The organism is Brevundimonas sp. (assembly GCF_046295775.1).
Lineage (GTDB): Bacteria > Pseudomonadota > Alphaproteobacteria > Caulobacterales > Caulobacteraceae > Brevundimonas.
This window is the reverse complement of sequence record NZ_JBKBML010000006.1, coordinates 100,910-125,487: the sequence shown is the minus strand read 5'-3', so window position 1 is coordinate 125,487 and position 24,578 is coordinate 100,910. Positions and strand designations below refer to the sequence as shown.

Genomic DNA, 24,578 nt, shown 5'->3' with positions numbered 1-24,578 from the left:
CGGCGCGACGTCACCCGCGTGTTGTCCTCAGGCCGCTTCGCCGGGCCCGTTCAGCGACTTGGCCAGGTCTAGCAGACGGCGGCGGGGGCTTTCCTCAAGCTGATAATAGGCCTGGATCAGATCGAGCGTCTCCTTGCGGGAAAACATCTCTCCGCCGTTCGAGCCGGCGGCCTCCTTGCGCTCAATGGCCTCGGCCAGCCCTTCGTAGAAATAGTTGACGGGCGTCTCCAGCGCCTCGGCCAGTTGCCACAGGCGAGCGGCCGAGATGCGGTTGGCGCCGCATTCGTACTTCTGAATCTGCTGGAACCGGATGCCGACCTGCACGCCCAACTGCTGCTGGGTCAGGCCCAGCAGGCGACGGCGACGACGCAGCCGGCGGCCGAGATGAAGGTCGATATCGGTGCTCATCGGGCGCGGATCCTTCGCCCGTCCCGGAATGGAACGGTCCGGCGAAATCGCCGCAAGGCTTGCGCCACACGCTGATTTCGCGGGCGCCGCAACCGTATCCTGCGTGGCGCATTTCACCGCCGAGCTTGGATTTCATGGAAGGGACTTCGACATGGGCATTATCGCCTGGATCATCATCGGCATCGTGGCGGGCTGGCTCGCCGAACAGATCATGGGCCGCAACCACGGCCTGCTCACCAACCTGGTCGTGGGCGTCGTCGGCGCTCTCATCGGCGGTTTCATCGCCAACGCGCTGGGCTTCACCTGGGGCGGTTGGATCGGTTCGACCATCGTCGCCACCATCGGCGCCGTGATCCTGCTGTTCCTGCTGGGCCTGATCAAGCGTCGCGCCTGATCGACGTTTTCAGCCGGACGACAAAAAGGGCGGTCCCTCGCGGGACCGCCCTTTCTCTTTGGCTGTCGATGTCAGTTCGCGGGAGCCTGGTCGAACTGAGCTTGAGACCAGCCCGTGACGACCGCATCGCCCTCGATCCGGGCGCCCGTGGCCGGCACGCTGCGCACGACGCCGTCGGGGGTGCGGACGACGAAGCCCTGAACGCGCCCCGCCGTGTCCCGAGTGGTCGACTGCACCGTGCCCAGCATGGCGCCATCGGAAGCGTGGACCATGGCGCCGATGGAGACATCCAGTTCGGCTTGAGCGCCGTCAGACTCCGCTTGCGCCCCGCCGTGGATCGATGTGCGGACGTCCGCTTGCGGGCGGATTTCGCCAGCGGCAGAGGCGGCGCCTCGAACGGTATCGCGGGTCATTCCCCCCGCGTCGCGGATGGTCTGGCCGACCTGTCCGGTCAAAGGTGTCGCATCAGGCCGGCTCAGCCCGATCTGGCCGCCGACATTGCCGGTGAGGCCGCCAGCCACCTGAGCGGTGGCAGGCAGGGCGAGGGTCGCGGCCGATACGGCGGCGACGGCGAATAGAAATAAATGGCGCATGGCGATCTCCATATTGAGCTGTGCGGGGGGGCTGTTGTGCAGCGGTCGGGTCACCGCGCATTGGAGCAAGGAAAAAGGGGAGCAACGCGGTCGCTCCCCTTCATCAGTAATGGGTTGATCAGGCCGTCGGATCGTCCATCGGCTCCGAAGGCTCCGGCGCCGTGGTGTCCGGCGGGGTCATCGGATCGACCGGCTCGGGCACGGCCGGCGGCTGGGTGGACGGAGCGGGCGCGGCGTCGGCTTCGATCGCCGGCGAGGCGTTGAAGTCGGCCGAGGTCTGGGCGACCACCACATCGGCGCCGTCCTGGCGCAGACCGGCGAGCGCGACAGCGCGCACCTGGCCGTCAGAGCCGCGAACCGTCAGCTCCTGACTTCCGTCCGGCGCGTTGCGGGCGCCTTCCAGCGTGCCGAGGACCGAGCCGTCCTCGGACTTAACCGACGCGCCCGGCGTCAGCGTCAGGCTTTGCGGTTGAGCCGCCTCCGCTGCGGGCGGAGCAACCGGGGCGTCCTGCGGGGCTTCCTGGGCGATGGCAGGGGCGGCGAACATCAGGGCGCCGGCGACGCCGGCCATCAAGGCGGTCTTGCGGATCATGAACTCTCTCCAAAAGGGCGAGCCCGACGCTCGCAGAAAGGTGAACACGCGTGATTGCCGATTGTTTCGGGCGCCCAGAAATGACCCCCGGTGCGCCCCAATCGGCCGATTCACGGTCTATGATGGGGCAATGGTTGGAATCACGAACCTATGAAGCGCGACGCGCAACCCCGGCGGCTGGCCACCCGGTTCGCCGCCCTCGTCTATGAACTGACGCCGCAGATCTTCGCCGTGGCGGCCTTCACGGCCGGGGCGGTGATGCTTGTTTCGGCCGTGACGCCGGCGTTCGGAGAGCGGCTGCGGGTGCTCGACCGCGTCGCCCATCCGTTGATGATCGACCTGTCGCACTTCGCCGCCAGCATCGCGGGCTTCCTGCTTCTGTTCGTGTCGGCGGGCCTGTGGCGTCGTCGGCGCGGCGCCTATTGGGCGGCCCTGCTCGTTCTAGGGGGCGGCGCGGTCTTTTCGCTGCTGAAGGGCCTGGACTGGGAGGAGGCGGCGCAGCTGACGGCCATCGCCGTGCTGCTGATCCCGTTCAAGGGCGCATTTAACCGCCGCTCGCGGCTGGGCGAACCGCTCAGGCCCGGCTGGCTCCTGCTGCTGATGGCGGCGGTGGGGGCGATGATCTGGCTGGGTTTCTTCGCCTATCGCGACACGGCGTACACCGACGAGCTGTGGTGGACCTTCCTGACTGACCGACAGGCTTCGGGCTTCCTGAGGGCCGGGGCAGTGCTGGCCATCCTGACCCTGGTGGTGGCGGCGCGGTCGCTGCTGACGGCGCCCGGCGCGGGCCAGCATGGACCGGCCTCGCCCGCCGAGGTCGAACGGGCGCGCGAGGCTCTAGCCCAGGCCGACGAGGCCGCGCCCGAGGGCTGGCTGGCCATGCTGGGCGACAAGGCCCTGCTGTTCAGCCCGTCAGGCCGCAGCTTCATCGCCTATCGCGTGCGCGGCCGGCGCTGGATCGCCATGGGCGAGCCGGCCGGCCTGGCGTCCGAGCGGCGCGATCTTCTGTGGGCCTTCGCCGAAATGGCCGACAGCTACGGCGGCGCGGCGGTCTTCTATTCGGTGGGCGAGGGTTTGCTGGGCGATCTGGCGACCATGGGCCTGGCGGTGCGCAAGGTCGGGGAAACCGCCGTGGTCGAGATCGCGGCCTTCACCCTCGAGGGCAAGCCGCGTCAGAACCTGCGCACGGCGATCAACCGGGCCGAGCGCGAGGGCGCGTCTTTCGAGATGCTGCCGCCGGGCTCGGCCCGCGCCCTGGCCGAGCCGCTGCGCTTGGTGTCCGACGCCTGGCTGGACGAGCACGCGGGCGAGGAGAAAGCCTTCTCACTGGGCCGCTTCGACCTGGACTATCTGGACCGCACGCCGCTGGCGGTGGTGTGGGGGGCGATCGACGAGGCCGGGCGCCGACCGCTGATCGCCTTCGCCAATCTGCTGCCCGGATCGGCTGCCCAGGGCGCGCCGGGCGAGGTCGCCATCGACCTGATGCGCCATCGGCCCGACGCCACGCCGGGCGTGATGGACTATCTGTTCATCCGCTCGATCCAGTGGGCGGGCGCGCAGGGCTTCGCCCGGTTCGATCTGGGCATGGCGCCGCTTTCGGGCCTTGAGGACCGACGGCTGGCCCCGGTGTTCGCCCGCGTCGGCGCCCTGGTGTTCGAGGAGGGCGGGGCGCTTTACGGCTTCCAGGGCTTGCGGGCCTACAAGTCGAAATTCTTCCCGGTCTGGCGCTCTCGCTTCATCGCGGCGCCGGCGGCGACGCCGCTGCCGCTGGCGCTTCTGGACGTGGCGCTTCTGAGTAGCGGCGGCTGGGCCGGACTGCTGGGTCTGCGCCGCCGCCGCCGGGGCGGCTGAAAGGCCCGGTTTCCCTCGCTTTTCGTCGCCGGATTTCCTATATCGGGCAGGTGTCGAGAGGGCCGCGTTCCTCATCGATTCGAGCGCCCGCCGCGGCGCTGATTCTCCCGTCCGTCACCCGGACCCAGAGCCGACGCTTTCATGACCGATCCGATTGCAGACCAGCCCGAATACGGCGCCGATTCCATCAAGGTTCTCAAAGGCCTGGACGCCGTGCGCAAACGGCCCGGCATGTATATCGGCGACACCGACGACGGCTCGGGCCTGCACCACATGGTCTATGAGGTGGTGGACAACGCCATCGACGAGGCCCTGGCCGGCCACGCCGACCTGGTCCAGGTCATCCTGAACGCCGACGGTTCGGTGACCGTGACCGACAACGGCCGCGGCATCCCGACCGACATTCACGAGGGCGAAGGCGTCTCGGCCGCCGAGGTCATCATGACCCAGCTGCACGCGGGCGGTAAGTTCGACCAGAACTCCTACAAGGTCTCGGGCGGTCTGCACGGCGTGGGCGTGTCCGTCGTCAACGCCCTGTCCGACTGGCTTGAGTTGAAGATCTACCGCAACGGCAAGGCGCACCAGATGCGCTTCGAACGTGGCGATACCGTCAAGTCGCTGGAAGTCACCGGCGACGCGCCCATGCGCAGCGAAGGTCCCAAGGCCGGGCAGCCGCTGACGGGCACCGAGGTCACCTTCTATCCGTCGGTCACAACCTTCAGCCACATCGACTTCGACCTGAAGACTCTGGAGCACCGCCTGCGCGAGTTGGCCTTCCTGAACTCGGGCGTGGTCATCAAGCTGGCGGACCACCGCGGGGCCGAGCCGTTCGAAGAGATTCTGCACTATGAGGGCGGGGTTGAGGCCTTCGTGCGCCACCTGGACAAGTCCAAGTCGCCGATCCTGAAGGACGTCATCGTCATTCGCGGCAAGAAGGAAGGGATCGAGGTCGATCTCGCTCTGTGGTGGAACGACAGCTACCACGAGACCATGCTGTGCTTCACCAACAACATCCCCCAGCGGGATGGAGGCACCCACCTGTCGGCCTTCCGCGCCAGTCTGACGCGCGTCATGAGCGGTTATATCGAGAAGGCCGGCGCCGCCAAGAAGGACAAGGTCTCCGTCACCGGCGAGGACGCCCGCGAGGGCCTGACCTGCGTGCTGTCGGTCAAGGTGCCGGACCCCAAGTTCAGCTCCCAGACCAAGGACAAGCTGGTCTCGTCCGAAGTGCGCCCCGCCGTCGAAGGGCTGTGCACCGAGGGCCTGTCTCAGTGGTTCGAGGAACACCCCGTTGAGGCTAAGCAGATCGTCTCCAAGATCGTCGAGGCCGCGGCCGCCCGCGAGGCCGCGCGCAAGGCCCGCGAACTGACCCGGCGCAAGTCGGCGCTGGAAATCTCCAGCCTGCCCGGCAAGCTGGCCGATTGCCAGGAACGCGATCCCGCCAAGTCCGAACTGTTCATCGTCGAGGGCGATTCCGCCGGCGGCTCGGCCAAACAGGCGCGCAACCGCGAAAACCAGGCCGTCCTGCCCCTGCGCGGCAAGATACTGAACGTCGAGCGGGCGCGCTTTGACCGGATGCTGTCGTCGGACCTGATCGGCACCCTGATCCTGGCACTGGGCACCGGCATCGGCCGCGACGACTTCAACGCCGACAAGCTGCGCTATCACAAGATCATCCTGATGGCCGATGCCGACGTCGACGGCGCCCACATCCGGACCCTGCTGCTGACCTTCTTCTATCGTCAGATGCCCGAGCTGATCGAGCGCGGCCACGTCTACATCGCCCAGCCGCCGCTCTACAAAGTGTCCAAGGGCAAGCAGGGCCGCTACCTCAAGGATCAGTCCGAGATGGACGCCTATCTGATCGAGGAAGGCTCGTCCGAGGCGGAGCTGGACCTGGCCAGCGGCGAACGCCGCACGGGCATGGACCTGCAGGCGCTGGTCCGCGAGGCCAAGGCGTTCAAGGCCTCGGTCGACCGCCTCAGCCAGCGCGCGCCGGCCTTCGCCATCGAACAGGCCGCCCTGGCGGGTCTGTTCAACGAGGACCACACCGATCCGGCCCTGTCGGCCGAGCGCCTGAACCTGTACGCCGAAGAGGGCGACGGTCCGTGGTCCGGCGAGCCGGGCGCGCAGGGTGCGGTGGTCTTCAACCGCGTGCGCCGCGCGGTGTCGGAATCGATCGTCCTGGAAGAGGCGCTGCTTCGTTCGCTGGACGCCCGGCGCCTGGCCGAGCGCGCCGCCGCCTTCCACGGCCTGTTCGACAAGCCGGCCGTCTATCGCCGCAAGGACAAGTCCACGACCATCCGCGGTCCGCTGGACCTGCTGAACGCCGTGCTCGAGGCTGGCAAGAAGGGCGTCGCCATCCAGCGCTACAAGGGTCTGGGCGAGATGAACCCCGAACAGCTGTGGGAGACGACGCTGGACGCCGACGCCCGCACCCTGCTGCAGGTAAAGGTCAACCACGCCGATGACGCCGACGACCTGTTCGCCAAGCTGATGGGCGACGTGGTGGAGCCCCGCCGCGAGTTCATCCAGGAAAACGCCCTGGACGCCGAGGTGGACGTCTAGACGCAACCCTCAGCGTCCGTGCGGGGTTGAGCCCCCATGCTCAGACGCCGGTTCCTTGTCTCCTCGCTCGCGCTCGCGGCCGCACCCGGCTGCAGTGAGGCGAGCCAGATCGTTCAACCCGAGCCGACGCGGGGCCTGGACGCAGATCTGCTAGGTCAGGCCGAAGCGACGGCTTCCACCCTGCCGCGTCTGCACAGCCTGATCGCGGCCCGCGACGGCGAGGTTCTGTTCGAGCGCGTCTGGCGCGGCCCGGGGCTGGACCAGCCCGCGAATATAAAGTCGGCCTCCAAGTCGGTGCTGGCGGCCCTGGCCGGCATCGCCATCGGTCGCGGGATCGTCGAAGGCGTGGACCAGCCCATCGCCGACTATCTGTCTGACCGCTTCCCCGCGAATCCGGATCCGCGCTTGAACGCCATCACCGTAGGGCATCTGTTGTCCATGCAGGCCGGTTTGGGATCGACGTCGGGCTCCAACTACGGCGCCTGGGTGTCTAGCCGGGACTGGGTGCGGGCGGCGCTCGCGCGGCCGTTCGAGGCCGAGCCGGGCGGGCGGCTGATCTATTCCACCGGCACGTCGCACCTCACGTCGGCTCTCCTGACGCGAGCGTCAGGGCGATCGACCCTGGCTTTGATGCGTGACTGGCTGGGCGAGCCGCTGGGGATCACCGTGCCGTCATGGCCCGCCGATCCGCAAGGAATCTACTTCGGCGGCAACGAGATGCGGATGAGCCCGCGCGGTCTGCTCAAGATTGGGGAGCTCTACCGAAACGATGGTGTCCATGACGGCGTCCGCATCCTGCCTGAGGGCTGGGTAGAGGCATCCTGGAACGGGCGAGGCCGATCGCGTTTCACGGGTGCGCCGCACGGCTATGGCTGGTGGCTCAAGACGTCGGAGGGGCGTCAGACCGCATACGCCTGGGGCTATGGCGGTCAGATGGTGTTCGTCACGCCAGACCTGCGGCTGACCACGGTCATCACGTCGGACCCCAGCCCGGTCGCGGAACGGGACGACCATGTCGCACGGCTGCACGACCTGCATGATCGGCTGCTGGCGCCGGCCGCCGTGCGCGGGGCCGGCTGAGGCTATTTGCGCCCGCCGGCGATCCAGGCCTGGAGAGTGGGGTAGTAGGGCGGATTGGCCCGCTCGCCGTCGCAGGCCACGGCCTTGAGGAACCCCGAGAGACCGTTCGCTGCAACCGCCTCGAAGGCTTCGTCGAGCGTCTCGGGCGGCGCCCCAGGTGATCCGTCGGGGCCGAACTCGGTGATGCGCGTCGTGCGGTATTCGCTGGCCGAGCAGCGGAATTCATAGGTCTCCAGCGTCCAGGCGGGCTCGTCCGAAGCGGGGGCCAGGGGCGCGCGGGCCATCTGGACCTCGGTGACGCCGTTGCGCATCTGGATGGTGGAAGGATCGAACAGATAGGCCATGCGCTGGCTGCGCGACAGCACCTGCCATTCGGGCTGACCGGAAGCCTGAGGCGCAGCCCCGGCGGGAGCGTCGAAGACCTCCTCCTGAGCCTGGGCCGCGCCGGCGACGAGGGCGAAAGCGGCGACTACAGCAAGCGTTCTGAACATGCGGACCTCCCCAAGATCTCCTTACAATCACCGCGCCGCGCGTCGAATTTCAAGATGCTGGTCAACCAAAGGCCGAAATGGCGGTTCATTGATCTCCCATGCTTCAGCGCCTGATCCTCATCCTTGTCCTGGCTGTCATCACGGCGGCCCCCGCCGTCGCTCATGCCGTACAGACTTCGCCCCCCGCGTCGCTTCAGGCGTTTCAGTCGGATCGGATCGTCGTCGAGAGCCGCGGCAGCGGGCCGGACGTCATAATGATCCCGGGCCTGGCCTCCACAGCAGACGTATGGCGCCGCACCGCCGAGGCGCTGCCCGGTCGGCGGGTGCATCTGGTGACGGTGCGCGGTTTCGGCGACGCCCCGCCGGCCGCCAACGCCCAAGGTGTGGTGATCGCGCCGGTGGCGGCCGAGATCCGGCGCTTCATCGCCGAGCAGCGTTTGAGCCGTCCGGCTCTCATTGGTCATTCCATGGGCGGTCAGGTCGCGCTGAGGGTCGCCGCCGACGCGCGTGACGGCGTGGGCCGGGTGATGGTGGTGGATGCCTCGCCCTTCTTTCCGTCGTTGATCAGCCCAGGCGCCACGGTCGGCGACGTCGATCCCATCGCGCGCATCGCCTATCAGGCCGTCATGTTCCTGGGCGACGACGCCCTGAGACTGCAGGGGCAGAGGATGGGCGCCGACCTGGGCGGCGCGGCCGAGGCGGTGTTCGGGACGCTGGGCTGGCAGGGCGGCGACAGGCGCGTTCTCGCCCAGACGTTGTATGAGGTCATGACCACGGACCTGCGCTCTCGCCTGCCCGACATCACGGTGCCCGTCACCGTCGTTTACGGCTGGAGCGCCGACGATCGGAACCCGCGCGCACGGATCGATGACCTGTTCCGTTCCGGCTACCGATCATTGCGAGCCCCCGCGCGGTTCGAGCGGATCGAGGGCGCCGAGCACATGGTCATGATCGACCAGCCGCGCCGCTTCATGGCTGCGGTGGAGCGTTTCCTTACGGACGGCTGAAGCCTCTGGACGGCGCCGCAGATTCAGCGTCACTTCGTCGCACCGGGACAGGAGCCCCACGACGATGACCAACGCCGCCGCCGACACGCCTGCACCTCGGGTTCGACGTCTTGAACTGACCTTGCGCGCCCTGGTGCTGGGGTGCGTGCTCGCCGTCGTCTTCACCGCCGCCAACACCTATCTGGGCCTGCTGGTCGGGCTGACCTTCGCCTCGGCCATTCCGGCGGCGGTCATCTCCATGGCTTTGCTGCGGGCGTTCCGCACCTCGACCATCTGGGAGAACATGACCGTCCAGACCGTGGCCTCGGTCGGCGGCTCCATGAGCGCCATTATCTTCGTCCTGCCCGGCCTGGTCATGATCGGCTGGTGGATGGAGTTTCCTTTCTGGCAGTCGGTCCTGATCTGCATCCTGGGCGGGGTGCTGGGCGTCACCTTCTCGATCCCGCTGCGCCGCGCCCTAGTCGTCAACAGTCCGCTGCCCTATCCGGAAGGTCGGGCCGCCGCCGAGGTGTTGAAGGTCGGGTCGCGCGGCGCCGAACAGACCACCCAGGCGGTCAATGAGAACAAGGCGGGCCTGTGGGTCGTGGTGGCCGGCGCCGTCGCCTCGGCCGGCTATGCGCTGCTGACCGCCGGGCGGGTGTTCGCAGGCGAGGCGGCGCGGTTCGTCTCCCTGCCGGCCGCGCTAGGCGGCGGCGCGACCGGGCTGGGCTTCGGCCTGCAGTTCGCCCTACTGGGCGCCGGCCACCTGATCGGCCTGGCGGTCGGCCTGGCCCAGTTGTTCGGGCTCCTGGCCGCCTGGTTCGTCATCGTGCCGATCCTGACCTCGCCCGACGTGGTCGCCTGGCTGACGGCCCAGGGCCTGCCGTCCATCGCGGCGACCCTTCCGGCCGGCACGGGGGCCGAGGAGCTGGCCACCACCGTCTGGCGCAACGAGGTCCGCTTCATGGGCGCGGGCGTCATCGGCGTGGCGGCGATCTGGACCCTGATCAAGCTAGCCGCGCCCCTGGTCGGAGGCCTGACCTCGGCCCTGGCGGCCCAGTCCAAGCGCAGCCACGGCGAGGTGCTGGACCGCACCGAGCAGGACATTCCCATCAACATCGTGGGCGGCGTGTCGCTGGTCTGCCTGATCGGCATCGGCGGCCTGCTGTCCTGGTTCGCCCAGAGCGCGCCGGCCCTGGCGGGATCGACCGTGCTGCTGACCGCCGGCGGCCTCGTTTACGTGGTTCTGGTCGGCTTCGCGGTGGCGGCGATCTGCGGCTACATGGCCGGGTTGATCGGCTCGTCCAACAGCCCGGTTTCGGGCGTCGGCATCCTGGCGGTCATCATCGCCTCGCTGCTGATGGTGGGGTTGATGGCGGTGGCGGGCGTTCCGGCCGATCCCTCGATCATCGCCTTCGCCCTGATCGTGACCTCGGTGGTGTTCGCCGTGGCCATCATCGCCAACGACAACCTGCAAGACCTCAAGACCGGCCAACTGGTCGAGGCCACGCCTTGGCGTCAGCAGACGGCGCTGATCGTCGGCGTGGCCGCGGGCGCTCTGGTCATTCCCTTCATCCTGAACCTGCTGAACCAGGCCTTCGGCTTCGAGGGCGGCCCGCCCGCCATCGTAGAAGGCACCCAGACCCTGGCGGCGCCTCAGGCGACGCTGATCTCGGCCCTGGCGCGCGGCGTCATCGGCGGCGACCTGCGCTGGGATCTGATCGGCCTGGGCGCGGCGATCGGCGTGGTCATCATCATCCTGGACATCGTCATGTCGGCGGCCACCAAGGGCCGGATGAAGCTGCCGCCGCTGGCCGTGGGCATCGGCTTCTATCTGCCGGCGGCGGTGACGACCATGCTGGTGATCGGCGCGGTCGCGGGCTGGCTGTACGAGCGCACGATCAAGGGTACGAGCTTCGCCGACGTGGGCCGCCGCATGGGCGTGCTGCTGGCGTCTGGCCTGATCGTGGGCGAGAGCCTGTTCGGCGTGCTGACCGCCGGCGTCATCGTCGCCACGCGCGACGACGCACCGTTCGCCATGCTGCCCGAGGGGTCGGCCTGGCCGGCGGGCGTGGCCGGTGTCGTCGCCTTCTTCGGCCTGGCTTTCGCCCTCTACGCCTGGGTCCGCAGCCGGTCGGCCAAGGTCTAGTCGAGACGCTAGCGCGACCGCGCCGCGACCCAATCGACAATCGTTTTCAGTGCCACGGGGGCGATCGTCTCGTCGATCTGCGGATATTCAGCGGGCAGGCCGGTGTCGGCGGTCTGCATCAGGTGGTTGAGGTCGGGTAGGACCACGATGTCCGCGTCGGGCGCAAGGCCGCGCAGGGCCTCGGCGCTCTGCTCAGCCGGCACCTGCACATCCTTGCCGCCATAGAGGGCCAGCATGGGCGCCTGGAAGGCGCTGAGGCTCTCGGCAGGATCGTGAGCCACGAACCAGCGGGTCCAGGGCAGGGCGGCCTGGGCCGACGCCTGGTCGGCCGCTGCGGCCGGGACGGTGGTTTCAGCCATGATCTCGCGGGCTGCTCGGGCTGCGGCCTCGCCGTCGTCAGCGTGCTGCGCGACCGCCTGCATGATCCGAGCCTGCACGGCGGTGTTGGCCTCAACGATTTCGGGCGGCAGTCCGCTCGCCTGCTGTGTCCTGCGCAACTGCTCGGTCAGCACATCGCCCCCGGATACCGCCGGCCCGGCCATCATGACGATCCAGGCCACGCGCGGATCGGCCTGGGCGACCATCGGCGCGATAGTCCCGCCCTCGCTGTGACCGATCAGGCCGATGCGGTCGGCGTCTATGTCCCCGCGCGCCGCCAGCCAGGCAAAGGAAGCCTCGGCGTCCGTGGCGAAATCGGCGGTCGTGACGCCGTCCAGCGATCCGGTCGACTGGCCCGCGCCCCGGTCGTCGACGCGCAGGACGGCGATCCCGCGCCGGGTCAGGGCGTCGGCCAGCACCCAGAAGGGCTTGTGCCCGAAAACGGTTTCGTCGCGATCCTGCTGGCCCGAGCCGGTGATCAGAAGGGCGGCGGGGAAGGGGCCCTCGCCCTGCGGCAGGGTCAAGGTTCCGGCCAGACGCACGCCGGGCCCGGCGTCATAGGCGACCTGTTCCTCGCGATAGGGATAGGGCGGCTGAGGGTTCTGCGGCCGGTTCGGCGCGGCCGCCGTGTCCGCGACGGGTGCGGGCGCTGCGGCCGCCTCGCCCTTCGTCAGCACCAGCGGCAGGGTCATGCCGCCCTGGCTCAGCGCCCCGGTCAGCGTGCGGCCGTCATTGGACAGCCGGCCCTCGAAGGCGCCGCCGAAGGCCGGGACGGCGAAGCGCACCACGCCGTCGGTCAGGCTGGCCTGGGCCGGAATGCCGTTGGCGCCCTGGTCAGGGCTGTCGGCGAACGCCTTTCCGTCGGCCTCGACGCGGAAGACGATGCGGATCGATTGCCCGCCGACCGTCAGCGGCCCCTCCCAGCGTCCGACCAGTTCCGGCGCCGGCGCGGCCTGTATCGCGGCGACGACAGCTGTGGCGAGGATGAGGTTGGTGATCATGACGGCGGCCCCTTTTGCCCGCCCCACTATCGGCGCCCGAGCGACAATCGCAACCGTCGCGGGTCTTGATCGCCGCGCGCGCGGACCGATCTAGGGGCCATGACCGCATTCTCCGTTCTCGACCTGTCGCCCATCGTGGAGGGCGGCGACGCCCGACGCGCCCTGCTGGAAACCACCGCCTACGCCCAGGCCGCCGAGCGGCTGGGCTTTGGCCGCTTCTGGCTGGCGGAGCATCACAACATGCCGGGCATCGCCTCGGCGGCCACGGCGGTGGTCCTGGCTCATGTGGCCAGCCAGACGTCCAGCATTCGCGTCGGCTCGGGCGGGGTCATGCTGCCCAATCACGCGCCGCTGGTGATCGCCGAGCAGTTCGGCACGCTGGAGGCGCTGCACCCTGGCCGCATCGATCTGGGTCTGGGCCGCGCGCCCGGCACCGACGGCGAGACGGCGCGCGCGCTGCGCCGCTATTTCGAGGCGGCGGACCAGTTCCCCCGCGACGTGCTGGAGCTTCAGAACTTCTTGGCCGATCCACAGCCGGGTCAGCGGGTAACGGCCTGGCCGGGCGCGGGATCGAAGGTGCCGATATGGCTGCTCGGCTCCAGCCTGTTCAGCGCCGAGCTGGCCGCGCGCCTGGGGCTTCCCTTCGCCTTCGCCAGCCATTTCGCGCCCGAACTGCTGCTGCAGGCGCTGCGGGTCTATCGCGCCGAGTTCCGGCCGGGCGCGCAGGACGCGCCCTACGCCATGGCCGCCTTCAACGTCTTCGCGGCGGACACGGACGCGGCGGCACAGCGGATGTCTACCTCGATGCAGCAGGCCTTCGCCGCCGTCGTCACCGGCAAGCCCGGCCGGCTGAAGCCGGCGGTGGACGACATCACGGCCGTTCTGGATGCGCGCCAGATCGCGGCGGTCGAAAGCCGCCTGACCTACGCCGCCATCGGCGGCCGCGACACCGTGCGAAACCGACTGGCGGAGTTCATTGCCCTGACCGGCGTGGATGAAGTCATGGTCACCGGCATGATCCATGACCTGAACGACCGGGTCCGCAGCCTGGAGGTCACGGCCGAGGCGATGGCGGGGCTCTAGTCCCGGCCGACGCCCGGCTGGCCGAGAAAGGCCAGCAGCAGGGCGTTCACCTCGTCCGCGCGCTCCTGCTGGATCCAGTGGCCGGCGCCGGGCAGCACGGGCTGGCCGCGCAGGTCCGTCAGCCAGTCCTGCAGCGACGCCTCGGCCGCGCCGGCGTAATGGCGCACGGGGTCGTTCTCGCCGACGATGAACAGGCTGGGCTGGCGGATGCGCGCGTCCTGCAGAAAGGCCGTCGCGGCCCAGTTGGCGTCCAGATTGCGATACCAGTCGACTGGTCCCCGGAAGCCGCCGGTGGTGAAGGCGTCGACATATTCTTGGAAGTGCGCTGCGCCCATCCACGGCGGCGGGGCGGCGCGGTCGGCGATGGAGTCCATCAGGCTGAGGCCCGGCGGCAGGAAGCCGGTCGAGCGGTCCGCCGCGTCGGTCGAACCGTCATAGGCCCAGAACATCTTGCGCAGCGTGGTCGCCGGATCGGTCTGCATCTGCGCGTGGGCGTCGGGGGCCTGGAAGCGGCTGATGTAGAGGTCGCCCAGTCCGGCGCGCTTGGAGATCGCGGCCATGGCGGGTGTCGGCGGGCCGCTGGCGCGGCGCGGCTGGAACGGCACCGACAGGCCCGCGACGGCCCTGAACAGGTCCGGCCGCATCAGGGCACAGTGCCAGGCGACCGGCGCGCCCCAGTCGTGGCCGATCACCACCGCCCGCTCCTCGCCCAGCGCCCGGACCAGGTCGACCATGTCGCCGACCAGGTTCAGCATGCCGTAGTCGGCCATGCGCTCGGGCTTGTCCGTGCCGCCATAGCCGCGCATGTCGGGCGCCACGACCCGATAGCCGGCCGCCGATAGGGCTTGAACCTGCGCCCGCCAGCTGATCGCCAGTTCGGGAAAGCCGTGGATCAGAAGGACCAGCGGGCCTTCGCCGGCCTCCAGGATCGCCTGGGTCAGGCCGTCGGTCTTGAGGGTGCGCATCTGGCTCATGGCTGCACCCTACAGCAAACGGTCAAAGCTCAAGGCATGGACGCGGTCGCGGCCCAGGGCGGCGGCCATGGGCGGATGTTCGAACAGGCCGGTGAAGGCGACGTCTCGCGCGTTCAGCCCGCCGGTGAAGGCGCCGAAGGCCGGCAGGATAGCGCGACGGCCGTCTGTCAGGAAGCAGGGCCTGCGCACGCTGCGGGCGTAGGCGGCTACGACGGCGCAGGGGTGCAGGTGCCCCGCGACCTCGCCCGGACGCAGGCCGGGGCGCGGCTCGTGCGTCAGTTCCAGCGCGCCGAGGGCCATGTCGCCTACAATCCGGCCGGGCAGGGCGTCCAGATCGGCGCCGAGAGCCTCGCGGTCGTGATTGCCTTCCAGCCAGATCCAGTCGCGGCCCTCGGCCAGGACGGCCAGCAGGGCGCGTTCGTCCTCGCCCAGGCGCTGGATGGAAGTGCGGTCGTGGAAGCTGTCGCCCAGCAGCACGACGCGCTCGGGCTTCAGGGTCGCCACCTCCTCGGCCAGCCGGGCCAGGGTGGCGCGGCTGTCGTAGGGCGGCAGCATCTGGCCGCGCCGGGCGAAGGCCGAGCCCTTTTCCAGGTGTAGGTCGGCGGCGATCAGGGTGCGGCGCTCGATCAGCCACAGGGCGCCGGAACAGCGCAGCAGCGCGCGCTCGCCGTTCAGCCGCACGCTCAGCGAGCCGCAGTCGCGCCGCGCGGGCGCCAGGGTTTCGCGCAGGGCCGCGTTCACGCCGGGGCCTCTTCGTCCAGAACCTCGGCGATCAGGGCCTCGGCGCTTTCGTCTAGGATCATTTCGGCGGCGTCGCCCGACACGCGCTCGCGCCCGATCTGGACCAGCACCGGCACCGAGAAGGGCGAGGCGCGGGTCAGCGGTTCGTGTCGGATATGGCCCTGGATGCGGCTCAGAAGCTGGCCCAGCCGCCCCACGTCCAGCAGGCCTGCCGCCGCGTCGGCTCGCGCGGTGCGCAGCAGCAGATGGTCGGGTTGGTGGCGGCGCAGCACGTCGTAGATCAGGTCCGTCGAAAAGGTCACCTGCCGCCCGGTCTTCTCGGCGCCGGGCTGGCGTCGCTCGATCAAGCCGGAGATGAGGGCGCAATTGCGGAAGGTGCGCTTCATCATGAAGCTTTCCTCCAGCCAGGCCTCCAGATCGTCTCCCAGGATGTCGGGCTCGAACAGCGCGTTTAAGTCGATCCGGTCCATCGGCCGGATCGACCAGATGGCCAGGGAATAGTCGGTCACGACAAAGCCCAGCGGCCCGGCGCCCATCCGGTCCAGCCGTCGGGTCAGCAGCATGCACAGGGTGGTGTGGGCCAGATTGCCCTCGAACGGATAGGCCACCAGGAAATGGCGGCTGCCGCGCGGAAAAGTCTCGACCAACATGGAGTCCGCCGTCGGAATGACCGAACGCGACTCTTGCAGCTCCAACCATTCCTGCACGTCGCCGGGCAGCACGCGCCAGTGGTCGCGGTCGTGAATGATGTCCCGCACCCGGCTGGCCAGCGAGGTCGACAGCGGGAACTTGGACCCGCCCCAGGACGGGATCTTGGGATCATTGCCCTTGGCGTGGGTGACCAAGGCGTCTGTGCCGGTGATGACCTGAAACGCCCAGACCTGGCCGGCGAAGATGAAGGTGTCGCCGGGCGTCAGCTGTTCGAAGTACCATTCCTCGGCCTCGCCCACCTTACGGCCGCCGATCAGCTGTTTGGCGGCGCCGCCGCGTCGGCTGGCGACGCGCACGTTCAGGGTGCCGGCCGCGACGATGGCGCCGACGTTCATGCGGTGGCGCTGGGCGACCTGGGCGTTGCGCGCCTTCCAGCGGCCGTTGCGGTCGCGCACGATGCGGGCGAACCGGTCATAGCTGCGCAGCGCGTATCCGCCCGTCGCCACCAGATCGACCACCTCCTCGAACGCCTCATAGGACAGGGCGCGATAGGGGCCGGCGGTCGTCACCTCGGCGTGCAGGTCCTCCAGGCTGAAGGGCTCGGAGCAGGCGCAGCCCATGACGTGCTGGGCCAGCGTGTCCAGAGTGCCGACGTGGATGGGCTCCCAGTCGAAGGCGTTCTCGGCCACCGCCTCGCGCGCGGCCTGGCATTCCAGCATCTCGAACCGGCTGGCGGGCACCATCAGGGCGCGACTGGGCTCGTCCAGGCGGTGGTTGGCCCGGCCGATGCGCTGGACCAGGCGGCTGGAGCCCTTGGGCGCCGCCATCTGGATGACCAGGTCTACGTCGCCCCAGTCGATGCCCAAATCCAGCGTCGAGGTGCAGACCACCGCGCGCAGATCGCCGCGCGCCATGGCGGCCTCGACCTTGCGCCTCTGCTCGGCCGCCAGTGAACCGTGGTGCAGGGCGATGGGCAGATCATCGTCGTTTATCTCCCACAGCTGCTGGAACACGAACTCCGACTGCCAGCGGGTGTTGACGAAGATCAGGGCCAGCCGCGCGCTCTTGATGGCGTCATAGACCTCTGGGATGGCGTGGCGTCCGGTGTGGCCGGCCCAGGGCACCTGGCCTTGGCTGACCAGCACGTCGATCACCGGCGGCGCGCCGGGATCGCCCTTGACGATCCGCACCGCCTCGTCGCCCAACCTTGAAGGGCTCAGCCAGTCCGCGATCAGCTGCGGGTCGTCCACGGTCGCCGACAGGGCGACCCGCCGCATCCCCGGCGCGAACTGCTGCAGTCGCGCCAGCCCCAGGCTCAGCAGATCGCCGCGCTTGCCGCTCCAGATGGCGTGCACCTCGTCCAGCACGACGCATTTCAGATCGGCGAAATAGGCCCGCGCGCCGTCCCAGGCGCAAAATAGCGCCAGCTGTTCGGGCGTGGTCAGAAGGATGTCGGGCGGGCTTTCTCGCTGGCGCTGCTTCTTGGACTGTTTGGTGTCGCCGGTGCGGCTCTCGACGTGGATGTTCAGCCCGATCTCGCGGATGGGCGTCATCAGGTTGCGCTCGACGTCGGTGGTCAGGGCTTTGAGCGGCGACAGGTAAAGGGTGTGCACTCCCGACCCCTGCCCATGCTCGGGCCGCGGCCCGCGTTCGGCCAGTTCGATCAGGCTGGGCAGGAAGCCGGCCAGCGTCTTGCCGCCGCCCGTCGGCGCGACCAGCAGGGCGTGGTCGCCGCCCTCGGCCGCCTGGATCATCTCAAGCTGATGGCGTCGCGGCGCCCAGCCGCGCGAGGCGAACCAGTCGTCGAAAAGCGGCGGCAGGACCGCGCTGGGCAAGGTTGCGGGGGAGTGGGCGACCGTCACATCCGGCTCATAGCATGTTCCCGTTCCGTTTCATCCGGTTCGACGCTATCTAGGGGCGGTGACCGACGACTCCCTCATTGAAACCCCCAAGGTCGCCGCGCGCTCCAGCGCCGCCGTCGATCTGCCGCCTGCCCTGGCCACGCCGCCGGGAGCCGGGGCGGTGTGCGACGATCAGGGCGCGCGCAAGATCGGGCGCGGCGCCGCCGAGGGGCTGTTCACCGGCGGGCGGGTCATGGTGGCGCATGCCAGCCTGACGGCGCGTCGGCTGGGCCTGTCGCCGCCCGCGCGCTCCGATCAGATGATGGACGTGCTGGAGCTGTTCGCTTTCGTGCGGCCGGCGCGGTTCTGCGCGCCGTCGGCAGCGGGCCTGGCCTTGGCGTTGGGACGGTCGGAGCCCAAGGGCGCGGAGGCGCAGGCCCTGGCGCTGCGCGAGGCGGCGGGCGCGCTTCTGGCCGAGCTGTCCGAGCCCGCCTATGCAGGGCGCGAAGAGGCGCTGACCCTGGCTCTTACGCTGGATCGCGCGGGCTGGGCCTGGGGCGCGCGCGTCGTGGCGGCGCTGGAGACCGGCGCACGCGAGCGGCGGCATCGCGGCTCGGGCCTGGACGTCTGGTCGCGCCTGACCGAGTGGGAGGACGAGGCGCCGCGCGGCGAGGCGGGCTCGGCCCCTGTCGACAGCGAAAGCGCGCGCATCCGGCTGGAGAAGCTTTTGCAGGCCGGCGGGCTGGACGAGGCGCGGCCGACCCAGTCCGACTACGCGGCCGAGGCCGCCTACGCCTTCTCCCCGCGCGACGAGGAAGGCCGACCGCGCATGCTGCTGGCCGAGGCAGGCACCGGCACGGGCAAGACCCTGGGCTATCTGGCGCCCGCCAGCCTGTGGGCCGAGCGCAACCAAGGCGCGGCCTGGGTGTCGACCTACACCCGCGCCCTGCAACGCCAGATCGACCGCGAAAGCGCCAGCCTGTGGCCCGATCCGGCCGAGCGGAAGAAGAAGGCGGTCGTCCGCAAGGGCCGCGAAAACTACCTCTGCCTGCTGAATCTTCAGGAGATGGTTCAGGCGGCTCAGCTGGGCAACGGCGATCTGATCGGCCTGGCCCTGGCCAGCCGCTGGGCGCTGCATTCGCGGGACGGCGACATGACCGGGGGCGACTATCCCGGCTGGCTGCCCGGCCTGTTCGCCGCTTCGCCGGCGCATCAGGCTTCGGCCGCCAATCTGGTGGACCGGCGCGGCGAGTGCGTGCATGCGGGCTGTCCCCACTATCGGATGTGCTTCGTCGAAAAGACGATCCGCGCCAGCCGCCGCGCCGATCTGGTGGTGGCCAACCACGCGTTGGTCATGACCCAGGCCGCCTTCGACGGCGCCCGCTCGGCGCGCGGCCAGAAGCAGGACGGCGAGACGGCGGCGCTGAAGCGCATCGTGTTCGACGAGGGCCACCATCTGTTCGACGCCGCCGACAGCGCCTTTTCCGCCTGCCTGTCGGGCCAGGAGGCGGCCGAGCTGCGCCGCTGGATCCGCGGGCCCGAGGGGCGCGGCCGACGCGGGCGCGGGCTGGAACAGCGGCTGGGCGACCTGTGCGCTGACAACGAAGCCGCCCGCACGGCCCTGACCGACGCCATCCGCGCCGCCGCCGCCTTTCCCGGCGAAGGCGTGTCGGGCCGCATCGCCCCGGCCTCGGGAGAGATCAATCCGGTCGGCCCGATCGAGCAGTTCCTGGCGGCCGCCTTGGACCAGCTGCGCGCGCGAACCTCAGAAGCCTCGGGGCCGGGCGGGGTCGAGTTCGGCATGGAGTGCGCGCTTCGTCCGGTCACCGAGCCGGTGGTCGAGGCCGCGCGCGCCGCCGCCCGCGCCATCGCCGCCGTCGAGGCGCCGCTGCTGGCCCTGTCGCGACATCTGGAGGACATCCTGGACGAGGAGGCGTCCGAGCTGGACGGCTCGGCCCGCGCCCGCATCGAGGGCGCGCTGCGCGGCCTGGACCGGCGCGCGCGCATGACCCTGCCGGGCTGGCGCTCCATGCTGGCGGCGCTGGAGGAGGCGTCGGACCAGCCCGACCCCGACTTCGTGGACTGGCTGTCGGCCGAGACGGCGTTCGGCCGCATCCACGACGTGGCCCTGCGCCGTCACTGGATCGATCCGACCGTGCCGCTGGAGGCGGCGGTCATCCTGCCGGCCCACGGCGTGCTGGTGACCTCGGCCACCCTGTCGGATCCGGCGGCTGATGAGCCCTTTGACCTGGCGCGGATGCGCACCGGCGCGGCGCGGCTGATCCAGCCGGCGCGCACGCTGAAGGTCGAGAGTCCGTTCGACTACGAGGCCAACAGCCGCGTCATCGTCGTCAACGATCTGGTCAAGGACGACCCGCGCCAGACGGCGGCGGCGCTGCGCGAACTGTTCCTGGCGGCGGGCGGGGGTGGGGTGGGCCTGTTCACCGCCATCCGTCGCCTGAAGGCGGTCTATGAGCGGCTGGGGCCGGATCTGGCCCGGCACGGCCTGCCGCTCTACGCCCAGCACGTCGATCCGCTGGAGGTCGGCGCCCTGGTCGACATGTTCCGCGCCGAACAGGACAGCTGTCTGCTGGGCACCGATGCGGTGCGCGACGGCGTGGACGTGCCGGGCCGGTCGCTGCGAATCCTGGCGTTCGACCGCGTGCCGTGGCCGCGCCCGGACCTGCTGCACAAAGCCCGTCGCGAGCGTCTGGGCGGCAAGAGCTATGACGACGCCCTGGCCCGCGCCCGCATCGCCCAAGCCTTTGGCCGGCTGATCCGCCGCGCCGACGACCGGGGCGTCTTCGTCATGCTGGACGCGGCCGCCCCCACACGCCTGTTCGCCAGCCTGCCCCCGGGCGTCGAGGTCCAGCGCATGGGCCTGGCCGAGGCGGTGGAGAGCGTGGGTGAGTTTCTCAATTGATCCCAAGGGGCTAGCGCCGCGTTCATGCGCCGCCCTGCTTCGATGCCGTCCAAAATGCGTTATGGGAGCGCCATGTCCGACACTTCGCCCGCCCAGGCCCCCCGTCACAGCCGCAAGGGCCTGTACATTTCGCTGGGGATTTTCCTCGCCGTGCTGACAGCGTGGACCGCCTGGTGGTTCGTGCTGGCCCAGCAGGTGGAGGCGCGCGTCATGGCGCAGGCCGAGACGCTGGCCGACAGCGGCTGGGCCGTGGAGCACGCTGAGGTGCGGGTGACGGGCTGGCCGTTCCGCGCCCGGCTCGCCATCCCGCACGCGCGGCTGATCGCGCCTTCCGGGCATGGCGTCGCGGCGCCCCAGCTGATCGCCGAGGCCAACGCCTACAATCCCACGCGCTGGGTCATCATCGCGCCCGAGGGCCTGGTGCTGAGCCGTGGCGACAAGGGCGAGGTGGCCGTTCGCGGCGACGCCATCCGCATGAGCGTGTCGGGCCTGACGCAGCGCTGGCCCAATGTGGCGGTCGAACTGGCCAAGCCGGTTTTCACCGCCCACGCCAGCGCCGAGGTGTTCCCCATCGGCGGGGCCGAACGGATCGAATTCTACATGCGGCCGCACGTGGTCGAGGGGCGCAACGCCCCAGGCGACGACGTGGATGTGCTGTTTCGTCTGATCGAGGCCGAGGGGCGGCCAGAAGGTCCAGTTCAGGGCTTGGCGCAGGACGGGCGTCTGACGGCTCAGCTGGAAGCCGTCATCACCCAGGCCTCGGCGCTGCGCGGCATGGACCAGGCCGGCGTCTTCAGCGCCTGGACCCAGGCCGGCGGCCACTTCACCGGCATTCGGGGCGAGGTCGAGGCGGGCGACAGCCGCGCCACCGTGGCCAGCGACGATCTGCGGGCCGACGAAGAGGGCCGCCTGATCGGGCAGGTGACGCTGAGGGCCGAGCAGCCCTCAGCGGCCATCGCCGGTCTGGCAGGCGCTCAGAGCGGCGCGGTCGATCGCACGGGGGCCGCGAACGCCGCCGAGCAGGCGGGTGCGGGGCAGCTGGTGCTGACCTTCCGCAACGGTCGGACCTTCCTGGGGCCCTTCACCCTGGCTCCTGCGCCGAAGCTGTTCTGATGCTGGTCGAACCGGAACGCGATGCAGAGCGCGCGCGGCTGGACCGCGCTCTGGTCGAGGCGGTTCGGGCGCGGCTGGCGGCGGGTCGGGGCGGCGCGCCGGACGCCGAGGCCCTGGCGCTGCGCGAAGCTCTGACGGGGGCGACGCCAGCCGAGGCAGGGGCGGTGAAGGCTCTGCTGGGGCGGATGGACCGGCGCACGGTGCTGACGGCGGGCGGCCTGTCGACGGCGCTGGCGGCGGACCGGTTCGGCTTCGCCGCCGTGCGGCCCACGGGCGATCCCGAAGCGGCCCTGTCCGCCCTGGCGCCGGGCGGATGCGCCCTGATCGACCTGGCGGCGGCCAAACCCTGGTGGGGGCGCCTTCTGGCGCGCAATGACCTGTTCGTCATCGGCGCCCTGCCGGACGACCGGGCCGGCCGGCCGCGCGCCTTGATGGTGGCGACCGATGCGCCGGGGCCGACCGGCGACGACCGCACCTTCTGGATCACCGACAGCGCCTGGCCGGACGCCCAGATCGTGGAGGCCCTGTCGACCGCCGGGTTGGCGGCCGAACCCCTGGCGGCGTCGGGCGGCTTGAAGCTGTTCATGCTGACGGGCTATGTGCAGGCCGAGGACGGGCGGCTGACGAACGCGCCCGGCGCACTGAGCGGCGTGATCGGCGCCGCGCCCCTGTTCTGAACAGCTTTCGGAAAACCTGAATGACCGACCTTCCCACGCCCAAGCCCGGCATCCTGGACATCGCGCCCTATGTCGGCGGCAAGTCGGCCATCGCCGGCGTGGCCGAGCCGATGAAGCTGTCGTCCAACGAGAACGCCCTGGGCGCCGGCGAGAAGGCGCGTGCGGCCTATGAGGCGGCGCTCAAGAACATCCATATCTATCCCGACGGCCGGGCCTCCAAGCTGCGCGACGCCGTGGCCGAAACCCACGGGCTGGAGCCCGAGCGGCTGATCTTCGGCAACGGGTCGGACGAGGTCTTCGCCCTGCTGAACCAGACCTATCTGCGCGCGGGCGACAACATCGTCACCGGCCAGTACGGCTTTCTGGCCTATCGCATTTCGGCCAAGGCCTGCGAGGCCGAGGTGCGACTGGCCGACGAGCCCGAGTTCAAGGCGACGCCGGAAGCCCTGCTGTCGCTGGTCGATGAGCGCACGCGCATCGTCTATGTCTCCAGCCCGTCGAACCCGACCGGCAGCTACAATACGCCCGACGAAATTCGCCGCCTGCACGAGGGCCTGCGCCCCGACATCCTGCTGGTGGTGGACGAGGCCTACGCCGAGTTCGTGACCGAGGCCGACTGGGAGACTAGCCTGCCGATGGCGCGCGACGCCGCCAACATCGTGGTGACGCGCACCTTCTCCAAGATTCATGGGCTGGGCGGCCTGCGCATCGGCTTTGGCTACGCGCCGCTGGCGGTGGCCGAGGCGGTGGACCGCATCCGCCTGCCGTTCAACGTCTCGGTGCCGGGTCTTGAGGCGGCGACGGCCGCCCTGGCCGACGAGGCGCACCAACAGGCGTCGCGCGAACTGGTCCAGACCTGGCGGCCGCGCCTGACCCAGGCCCTGCGCGGCTTCGGCTTCGAGGTGCTGCCGTCGGCCGGAAACTTCGTCATGGTGCGGTTTGGCACGCCCGAGCGCGCCTCGGCGGCCAACGACTATCTGAACGCAAAGGGCATCATCGTGCGGCCGGTGGGCGGCTACGGCCTGCCGGAATCGCTGCGCATCACCATCGGCACCGAAGACCAGAACCGGGCCGTGATCGACGCCCTGAGCGAGTTCGCCGCGACTTGAGCCGGCCTAAGCCTCCGCCGCCCAGGCCTCCAGCAGGGTGCGGGCGATGGCCATGGGCGGGGGCGGCTTGACGGGATGGCGGCCGGCCAGGCAGTCGCGCGCCTCCTCGCGGGTCAGCCAGGCGACGGCCTCCAGCTCGGTCTGATCCGGCTGAGCCTGGTCGGACGAGACGTCCGCCATCAGGCCGATCATCAGCTGCGACGGAAACGGCCACGGCTGGCTGGAGTGGTAGCGCACGGCGGTGACCTCCAGCCCGGCCTCCTCCTTGATCTCGCGGGCGCAGGCCTCTTCGATAGATTCTCCGGGCTCCAGGAAGCCGGCCAGGGCCGACATGCGACCGGCGGGCCAGGCGGCTTGGCGGCCCAGCAGGCAGCGCGGGCCGTTGGGCCCGTGGTGGATGGCCAGCATGATGACCACCGGGTCGACGCGTGGGAAATGCTCGGCCGCGCAGCCGGGGCAGACGCGCTTCCAGCCACCACAGGCGTTGCGCGTGGTGGTGCCGCAGGCGGCGCAGAAGCCGTGGCGGCGGCGCCAGTCGAAGAGGCTCTTGGCCGCCCCGGCCATGGCGGCGTCGCGGCCCGGCAGCAGGGCGGCGGCGTCTCGCATTTCGTGAAAAGCGCCCAGGCCGCGCGCGGGGCCGGACGTGGGATCCACCGAGCCCTCAAACTCGACGGCGAAGACCGGCTCCTCGTCCCAGCGGCCCAGGAAGACCTCGCGGTCGGGAACCAGGTCGCGCGCCTGATCAAACGGCAGCCAGGCCAGCCCGGGCCCGTCGGGCGTGTCTTCCAGCAGCGGGCGGCCTTCCCACAGCACGAGCGCCTGGGCGCCGGCGCGCTCGGCCTGTTCGGCCAGCCAGTCGGGATCGTTGCGCAGGTCCCCGGCGCGATCCAGCGGATTGCCGGCGAAGGTGTTCAGAGGATCGAGCGACATGATCCTTCAATAGTCCCCGTGGCGCGCCCCGCGAAGGCGCCGCTT

General features: G+C 70.1%; 20 protein-coding genes. 11 read left to right on the top strand and 9 right to left on the bottom strand.

Annotated elements, in window-relative coordinates; all coding sequences use genetic code 11:
* Positions 1-27: 27 nt before the first annotated feature.
* Positions 28-408 (bottom strand): helix-turn-helix domain-containing protein, encoded by a 381-nt coding sequence (locus ACK4I0_RS06065; RefSeq protein ID WP_409608994.1) that lies wholly within the window; start codon positions 406-408, stop codon positions 28-30.
* A gap of 151 nt (positions 409-559) precedes the next feature.
* On the opposite strand from ACK4I0_RS06065, the gene ACK4I0_RS06060 reads away from it, so the two are divergent.
* On the top strand, positions 560-802 hold the full coding sequence (locus tag ACK4I0_RS06060; protein ID WP_409608992.1) for a GlsB/YeaQ/YmgE family stress response membrane protein: 243 nt from the start codon (positions 560-562) through the stop codon (positions 800-802).
* Between the two features lie 71 nt (positions 803-873).
* On the opposite strand, the gene ACK4I0_RS06055 is transcribed toward ACK4I0_RS06060, so the two are convergent.
* Together ACK4I0_RS06055 and ACK4I0_RS06050 are read right to left on the bottom strand one after the other, a co-directional pair.
* Complete coding sequence (locus tag ACK4I0_RS06055) at positions 874-1,449, bottom strand: hypothetical protein (protein ID WP_409608990.1); 576 nt, start codon at positions 1,447-1,449, stop codon at positions 874-876.
* 64 nt (positions 1,450-1,513) lie between these two features.
* Entirely contained in the window at positions 1,514-1,987 is a 474-nt protein-coding gene (locus tag ACK4I0_RS06050) for a superoxide dismutase (protein ID WP_409608988.1), read from the bottom strand.
* Between the two features lie 150 nt (positions 1,988-2,137).
* Between ACK4I0_RS06050 and ACK4I0_RS06045 the strand changes: the two genes are divergently transcribed.
* The 3 genes from ACK4I0_RS06045 to ACK4I0_RS06035 all read left to right on the top strand — a co-directional run bounded on the left by ACK4I0_RS06045 (position 2,138) and on the right by ACK4I0_RS06035 (position 7,486).
* On the top strand, positions 2,138-3,838 hold the full coding sequence (locus tag ACK4I0_RS06045) for a phosphatidylglycerol lysyltransferase domain-containing protein (RefSeq protein WP_409608986.1): 1,701 nt from the start codon (positions 2,138-2,140) through the stop codon (positions 3,836-3,838).
* A 141-nt stretch (positions 3,839-3,979) separates the two neighbouring features.
* Positions 3,980-6,406, top strand: coding sequence for a DNA topoisomerase (ATP-hydrolyzing) subunit B (gyrB, locus tag ACK4I0_RS06040; RefSeq protein WP_409608984.1), 2,427 nt, complete (start codon positions 3,980-3,982; stop codon positions 6,404-6,406).
* Positions 6,407-6,442: 36 nt separating this feature from the next.
* Positions 6,443-7,486 carry a serine hydrolase domain-containing protein gene (locus ACK4I0_RS06035; protein ID WP_409608982.1) on the top strand — a complete coding sequence of 348 codons (1,044 nt, stop codon included), beginning with the start codon at positions 6,443-6,445 and terminating at the stop codon, positions 7,484-7,486.
* Between the two features lie 2 nt (positions 7,487-7,488).
* Here the strand turns inward: ACK4I0_RS06035 and ACK4I0_RS06030 are convergent, their stop codons facing one another.
* Positions 7,489-7,977 (bottom strand): hypothetical protein, encoded by a 489-nt coding sequence (locus ACK4I0_RS06030; RefSeq protein WP_409608980.1) that lies wholly within the window; start codon positions 7,975-7,977, stop codon positions 7,489-7,491.
* 98 nt (positions 7,978-8,075) lie between these two features.
* Between ACK4I0_RS06030 and ACK4I0_RS06025 the strand changes: the two genes are divergently transcribed.
* Positions 8,076-8,984 (top strand): alpha/beta fold hydrolase, encoded by a 909-nt coding sequence (locus ACK4I0_RS06025; RefSeq protein WP_409608978.1) that lies wholly within the window; start codon positions 8,076-8,078, stop codon positions 8,982-8,984.
* Positions 8,985-9,048: 64 nt separating this feature from the next.
* Positions 9,049-11,112 carry an OPT family oligopeptide transporter gene (locus ACK4I0_RS06020; RefSeq protein ID WP_409608976.1) on the top strand — a complete coding sequence of 688 codons (2,064 nt, stop codon included), beginning with the start codon at positions 9,049-9,051 and terminating at the stop codon, positions 11,110-11,112.
* A gap of 8 nt (positions 11,113-11,120) precedes the next feature.
* On the opposite strand, the gene ACK4I0_RS06015 is transcribed toward ACK4I0_RS06020, so the two are convergent.
* On the bottom strand, positions 11,121-12,491 hold the full coding sequence (locus ACK4I0_RS06015; RefSeq protein WP_409608974.1) for an alpha/beta hydrolase family protein: 1,371 nt from the start codon (positions 12,489-12,491) through the stop codon (positions 11,121-11,123).
* A gap of 99 nt (positions 12,492-12,590) precedes the next feature.
* Here ACK4I0_RS06015 and ACK4I0_RS06010 point away from each other — a divergent pair, with 99 nt between their 5' ends.
* The gene (locus tag ACK4I0_RS06010; protein WP_409608972.1) at positions 12,591-13,574 is read left to right on the top strand and encodes an LLM class flavin-dependent oxidoreductase; all 984 of its coding nucleotides are present in this window, start codon (positions 12,591-12,593) and stop codon (positions 13,572-13,574) included.
* On the opposite strand, the gene ACK4I0_RS06005 is transcribed toward ACK4I0_RS06010, so the two are convergent.
* Genes ACK4I0_RS06005 through ACK4I0_RS05995 form a run of 3 tightly spaced genes read right to left on the bottom strand, consistent with a single transcriptional unit; the run spans position 13,571 to position 17,802 of the window.
* On the bottom strand, positions 13,571-14,548 hold the full coding sequence (locus ACK4I0_RS06005; protein ID WP_409608970.1) for an alpha/beta fold hydrolase: 978 nt from the start codon (positions 14,546-14,548) through the stop codon (positions 13,571-13,573). The two genes, ACK4I0_RS06010 and ACK4I0_RS06005, sit on opposite strands and share 4 nt — an antisense overlap.
* A 9-nt stretch (positions 14,549-14,557) precedes the next feature.
* Entirely contained in the window at positions 14,558-15,289 is a 732-nt protein-coding gene (gene pdeM, locus ACK4I0_RS06000; RefSeq protein ID WP_409608968.1) for a ligase-associated DNA damage response endonuclease PdeM, read from the bottom strand.
* Positions 15,286-17,802 (bottom strand): ligase-associated DNA damage response DEXH box helicase, encoded by a 2,517-nt coding sequence (locus tag ACK4I0_RS05995; protein ID WP_409608966.1) that lies wholly within the window; start codon positions 17,800-17,802, stop codon positions 15,286-15,288. The genes pdeM and ACK4I0_RS05995 overlap by 4 nt, the downstream gene beginning before the upstream one ends.
* 232 nt (positions 17,803-18,034) lie before the next feature.
* Between ACK4I0_RS05995 and ACK4I0_RS05990 the strand changes: the two genes are divergently transcribed.
* From ACK4I0_RS05990 to hisC, 4 genes are all read left to right on the top strand, one after another.
* Positions 18,035-20,704: an ATP-dependent DNA helicase gene (locus ACK4I0_RS05990; protein ID WP_409609028.1), complete on the top strand. Its 2,670-nt coding sequence runs from the start codon at positions 18,035-18,037 to the stop codon at positions 20,702-20,704.
* 72 nt (positions 20,705-20,776) lie between these two features.
* A complete protein-coding gene (locus tag ACK4I0_RS05985; RefSeq protein WP_409608964.1) occupies positions 20,777-21,817 on the top strand; it encodes a DUF2125 domain-containing protein in 1,041 nt (346 codons plus the stop codon).
* Positions 21,817-22,494, top strand: a complete 678-nt coding sequence (locus ACK4I0_RS05980) for a hypothetical protein (protein ID WP_409608962.1) — start codon at positions 21,817-21,819, stop codon at positions 22,492-22,494. The genes ACK4I0_RS05985 and ACK4I0_RS05980 overlap by 1 nt, the downstream gene beginning before the upstream one ends.
* Before the next feature lie 20 nt (positions 22,495-22,514).
* On the top strand, positions 22,515-23,603 hold the full coding sequence (gene hisC, locus ACK4I0_RS05975; protein ID WP_409608960.1) for a histidinol-phosphate transaminase: 1,089 nt from the start codon (positions 22,515-22,517) through the stop codon (positions 23,601-23,603).
* Positions 23,604-23,609: 6 nt separating this feature from the next.
* On the opposite strand, the gene nudC is transcribed toward hisC, so the two are convergent.
* Entirely contained in the window at positions 23,610-24,533 is a 924-nt protein-coding gene (nudC, locus tag ACK4I0_RS05970) for an NAD(+) diphosphatase (protein WP_409608958.1), read from the bottom strand.
* Positions 24,534-24,578 lie beyond the last annotated feature (45 nt).

Coding starts and splice junctions, on each gene's coding strand:
- ACK4I0_RS06065 (WP_409608994.1), bottom strand. CDS start 408: ATGAGCACCGATATCGACCTTCATCTCGGCCGCCGGCTGCGTCGTCGC.
- ACK4I0_RS06060 (WP_409608992.1), top strand. CDS start 560: ATGGGCATTATCGCCTGGATCATCATCGGCATCGTGGCGGGCTGGCTC.
- ACK4I0_RS06050 (WP_409608988.1), bottom strand. CDS start 1,987: ATGATCCGCAAGACCGCCTTGATGGCCGGCGTCGCCGGCGCCCTGATG.
- ACK4I0_RS06045 (WP_409608986.1), top strand. CDS start 2,138: ATGAAGCGCGACGCGCAACCCCGGCGGCTGGCCACCCGGTTCGCCGCC.
- gyrB (WP_409608984.1), top strand. CDS start 3,980: ATGACCGATCCGATTGCAGACCAGCCCGAATACGGCGCCGATTCCATC.
- ACK4I0_RS06035 (WP_409608982.1), top strand. CDS start 6,443: ATGCTCAGACGCCGGTTCCTTGTCTCCTCGCTCGCGCTCGCGGCCGCA.
- ACK4I0_RS06030 (WP_409608980.1), bottom strand. CDS start 7,977: ATGTTCAGAACGCTTGCTGTAGTCGCCGCTTTCGCCCTCGTCGCCGGC.
- ACK4I0_RS06025 (WP_409608978.1), top strand. CDS start 8,076: ATGCTTCAGCGCCTGATCCTCATCCTTGTCCTGGCTGTCATCACGGCG.
- ACK4I0_RS06020 (WP_409608976.1), top strand. CDS start 9,049: ATGACCAACGCCGCCGCCGACACGCCTGCACCTCGGGTTCGACGTCTT.
- ACK4I0_RS06015 (WP_409608974.1), bottom strand. CDS start 12,491: ATGATCACCAACCTCATCCTCGCCACAGCTGTCGTCGCCGCGATACAG.
- ACK4I0_RS06010 (WP_409608972.1), top strand. CDS start 12,591: ATGACCGCATTCTCCGTTCTCGACCTGTCGCCCATCGTGGAGGGCGGC.
- ACK4I0_RS06005 (WP_409608970.1), bottom strand. CDS start 14,548: ATGAGCCAGATGCGCACCCTCAAGACCGACGGCCTGACCCAGGCGATC.
- ACK4I0_RS05990 (WP_409609028.1), top strand. CDS start 18,035: ATGGTGGCGCATGCCAGCCTGACGGCGCGTCGGCTGGGCCTGTCGCCG.
- ACK4I0_RS05985 (WP_409608964.1), top strand. CDS start 20,777: ATGTCCGACACTTCGCCCGCCCAGGCCCCCCGTCACAGCCGCAAGGGC.
- ACK4I0_RS05980 (WP_409608962.1), top strand. CDS start 21,817: ATGCTGGTCGAACCGGAACGCGATGCAGAGCGCGCGCGGCTGGACCGC.
- hisC (WP_409608960.1), top strand. CDS start 22,515: ATGACCGACCTTCCCACGCCCAAGCCCGGCATCCTGGACATCGCGCCC.
- nudC (WP_409608958.1), bottom strand. CDS start 24,533: ATGTCGCTCGATCCTCTGAACACCTTCGCCGGCAATCCGCTGGATCGC.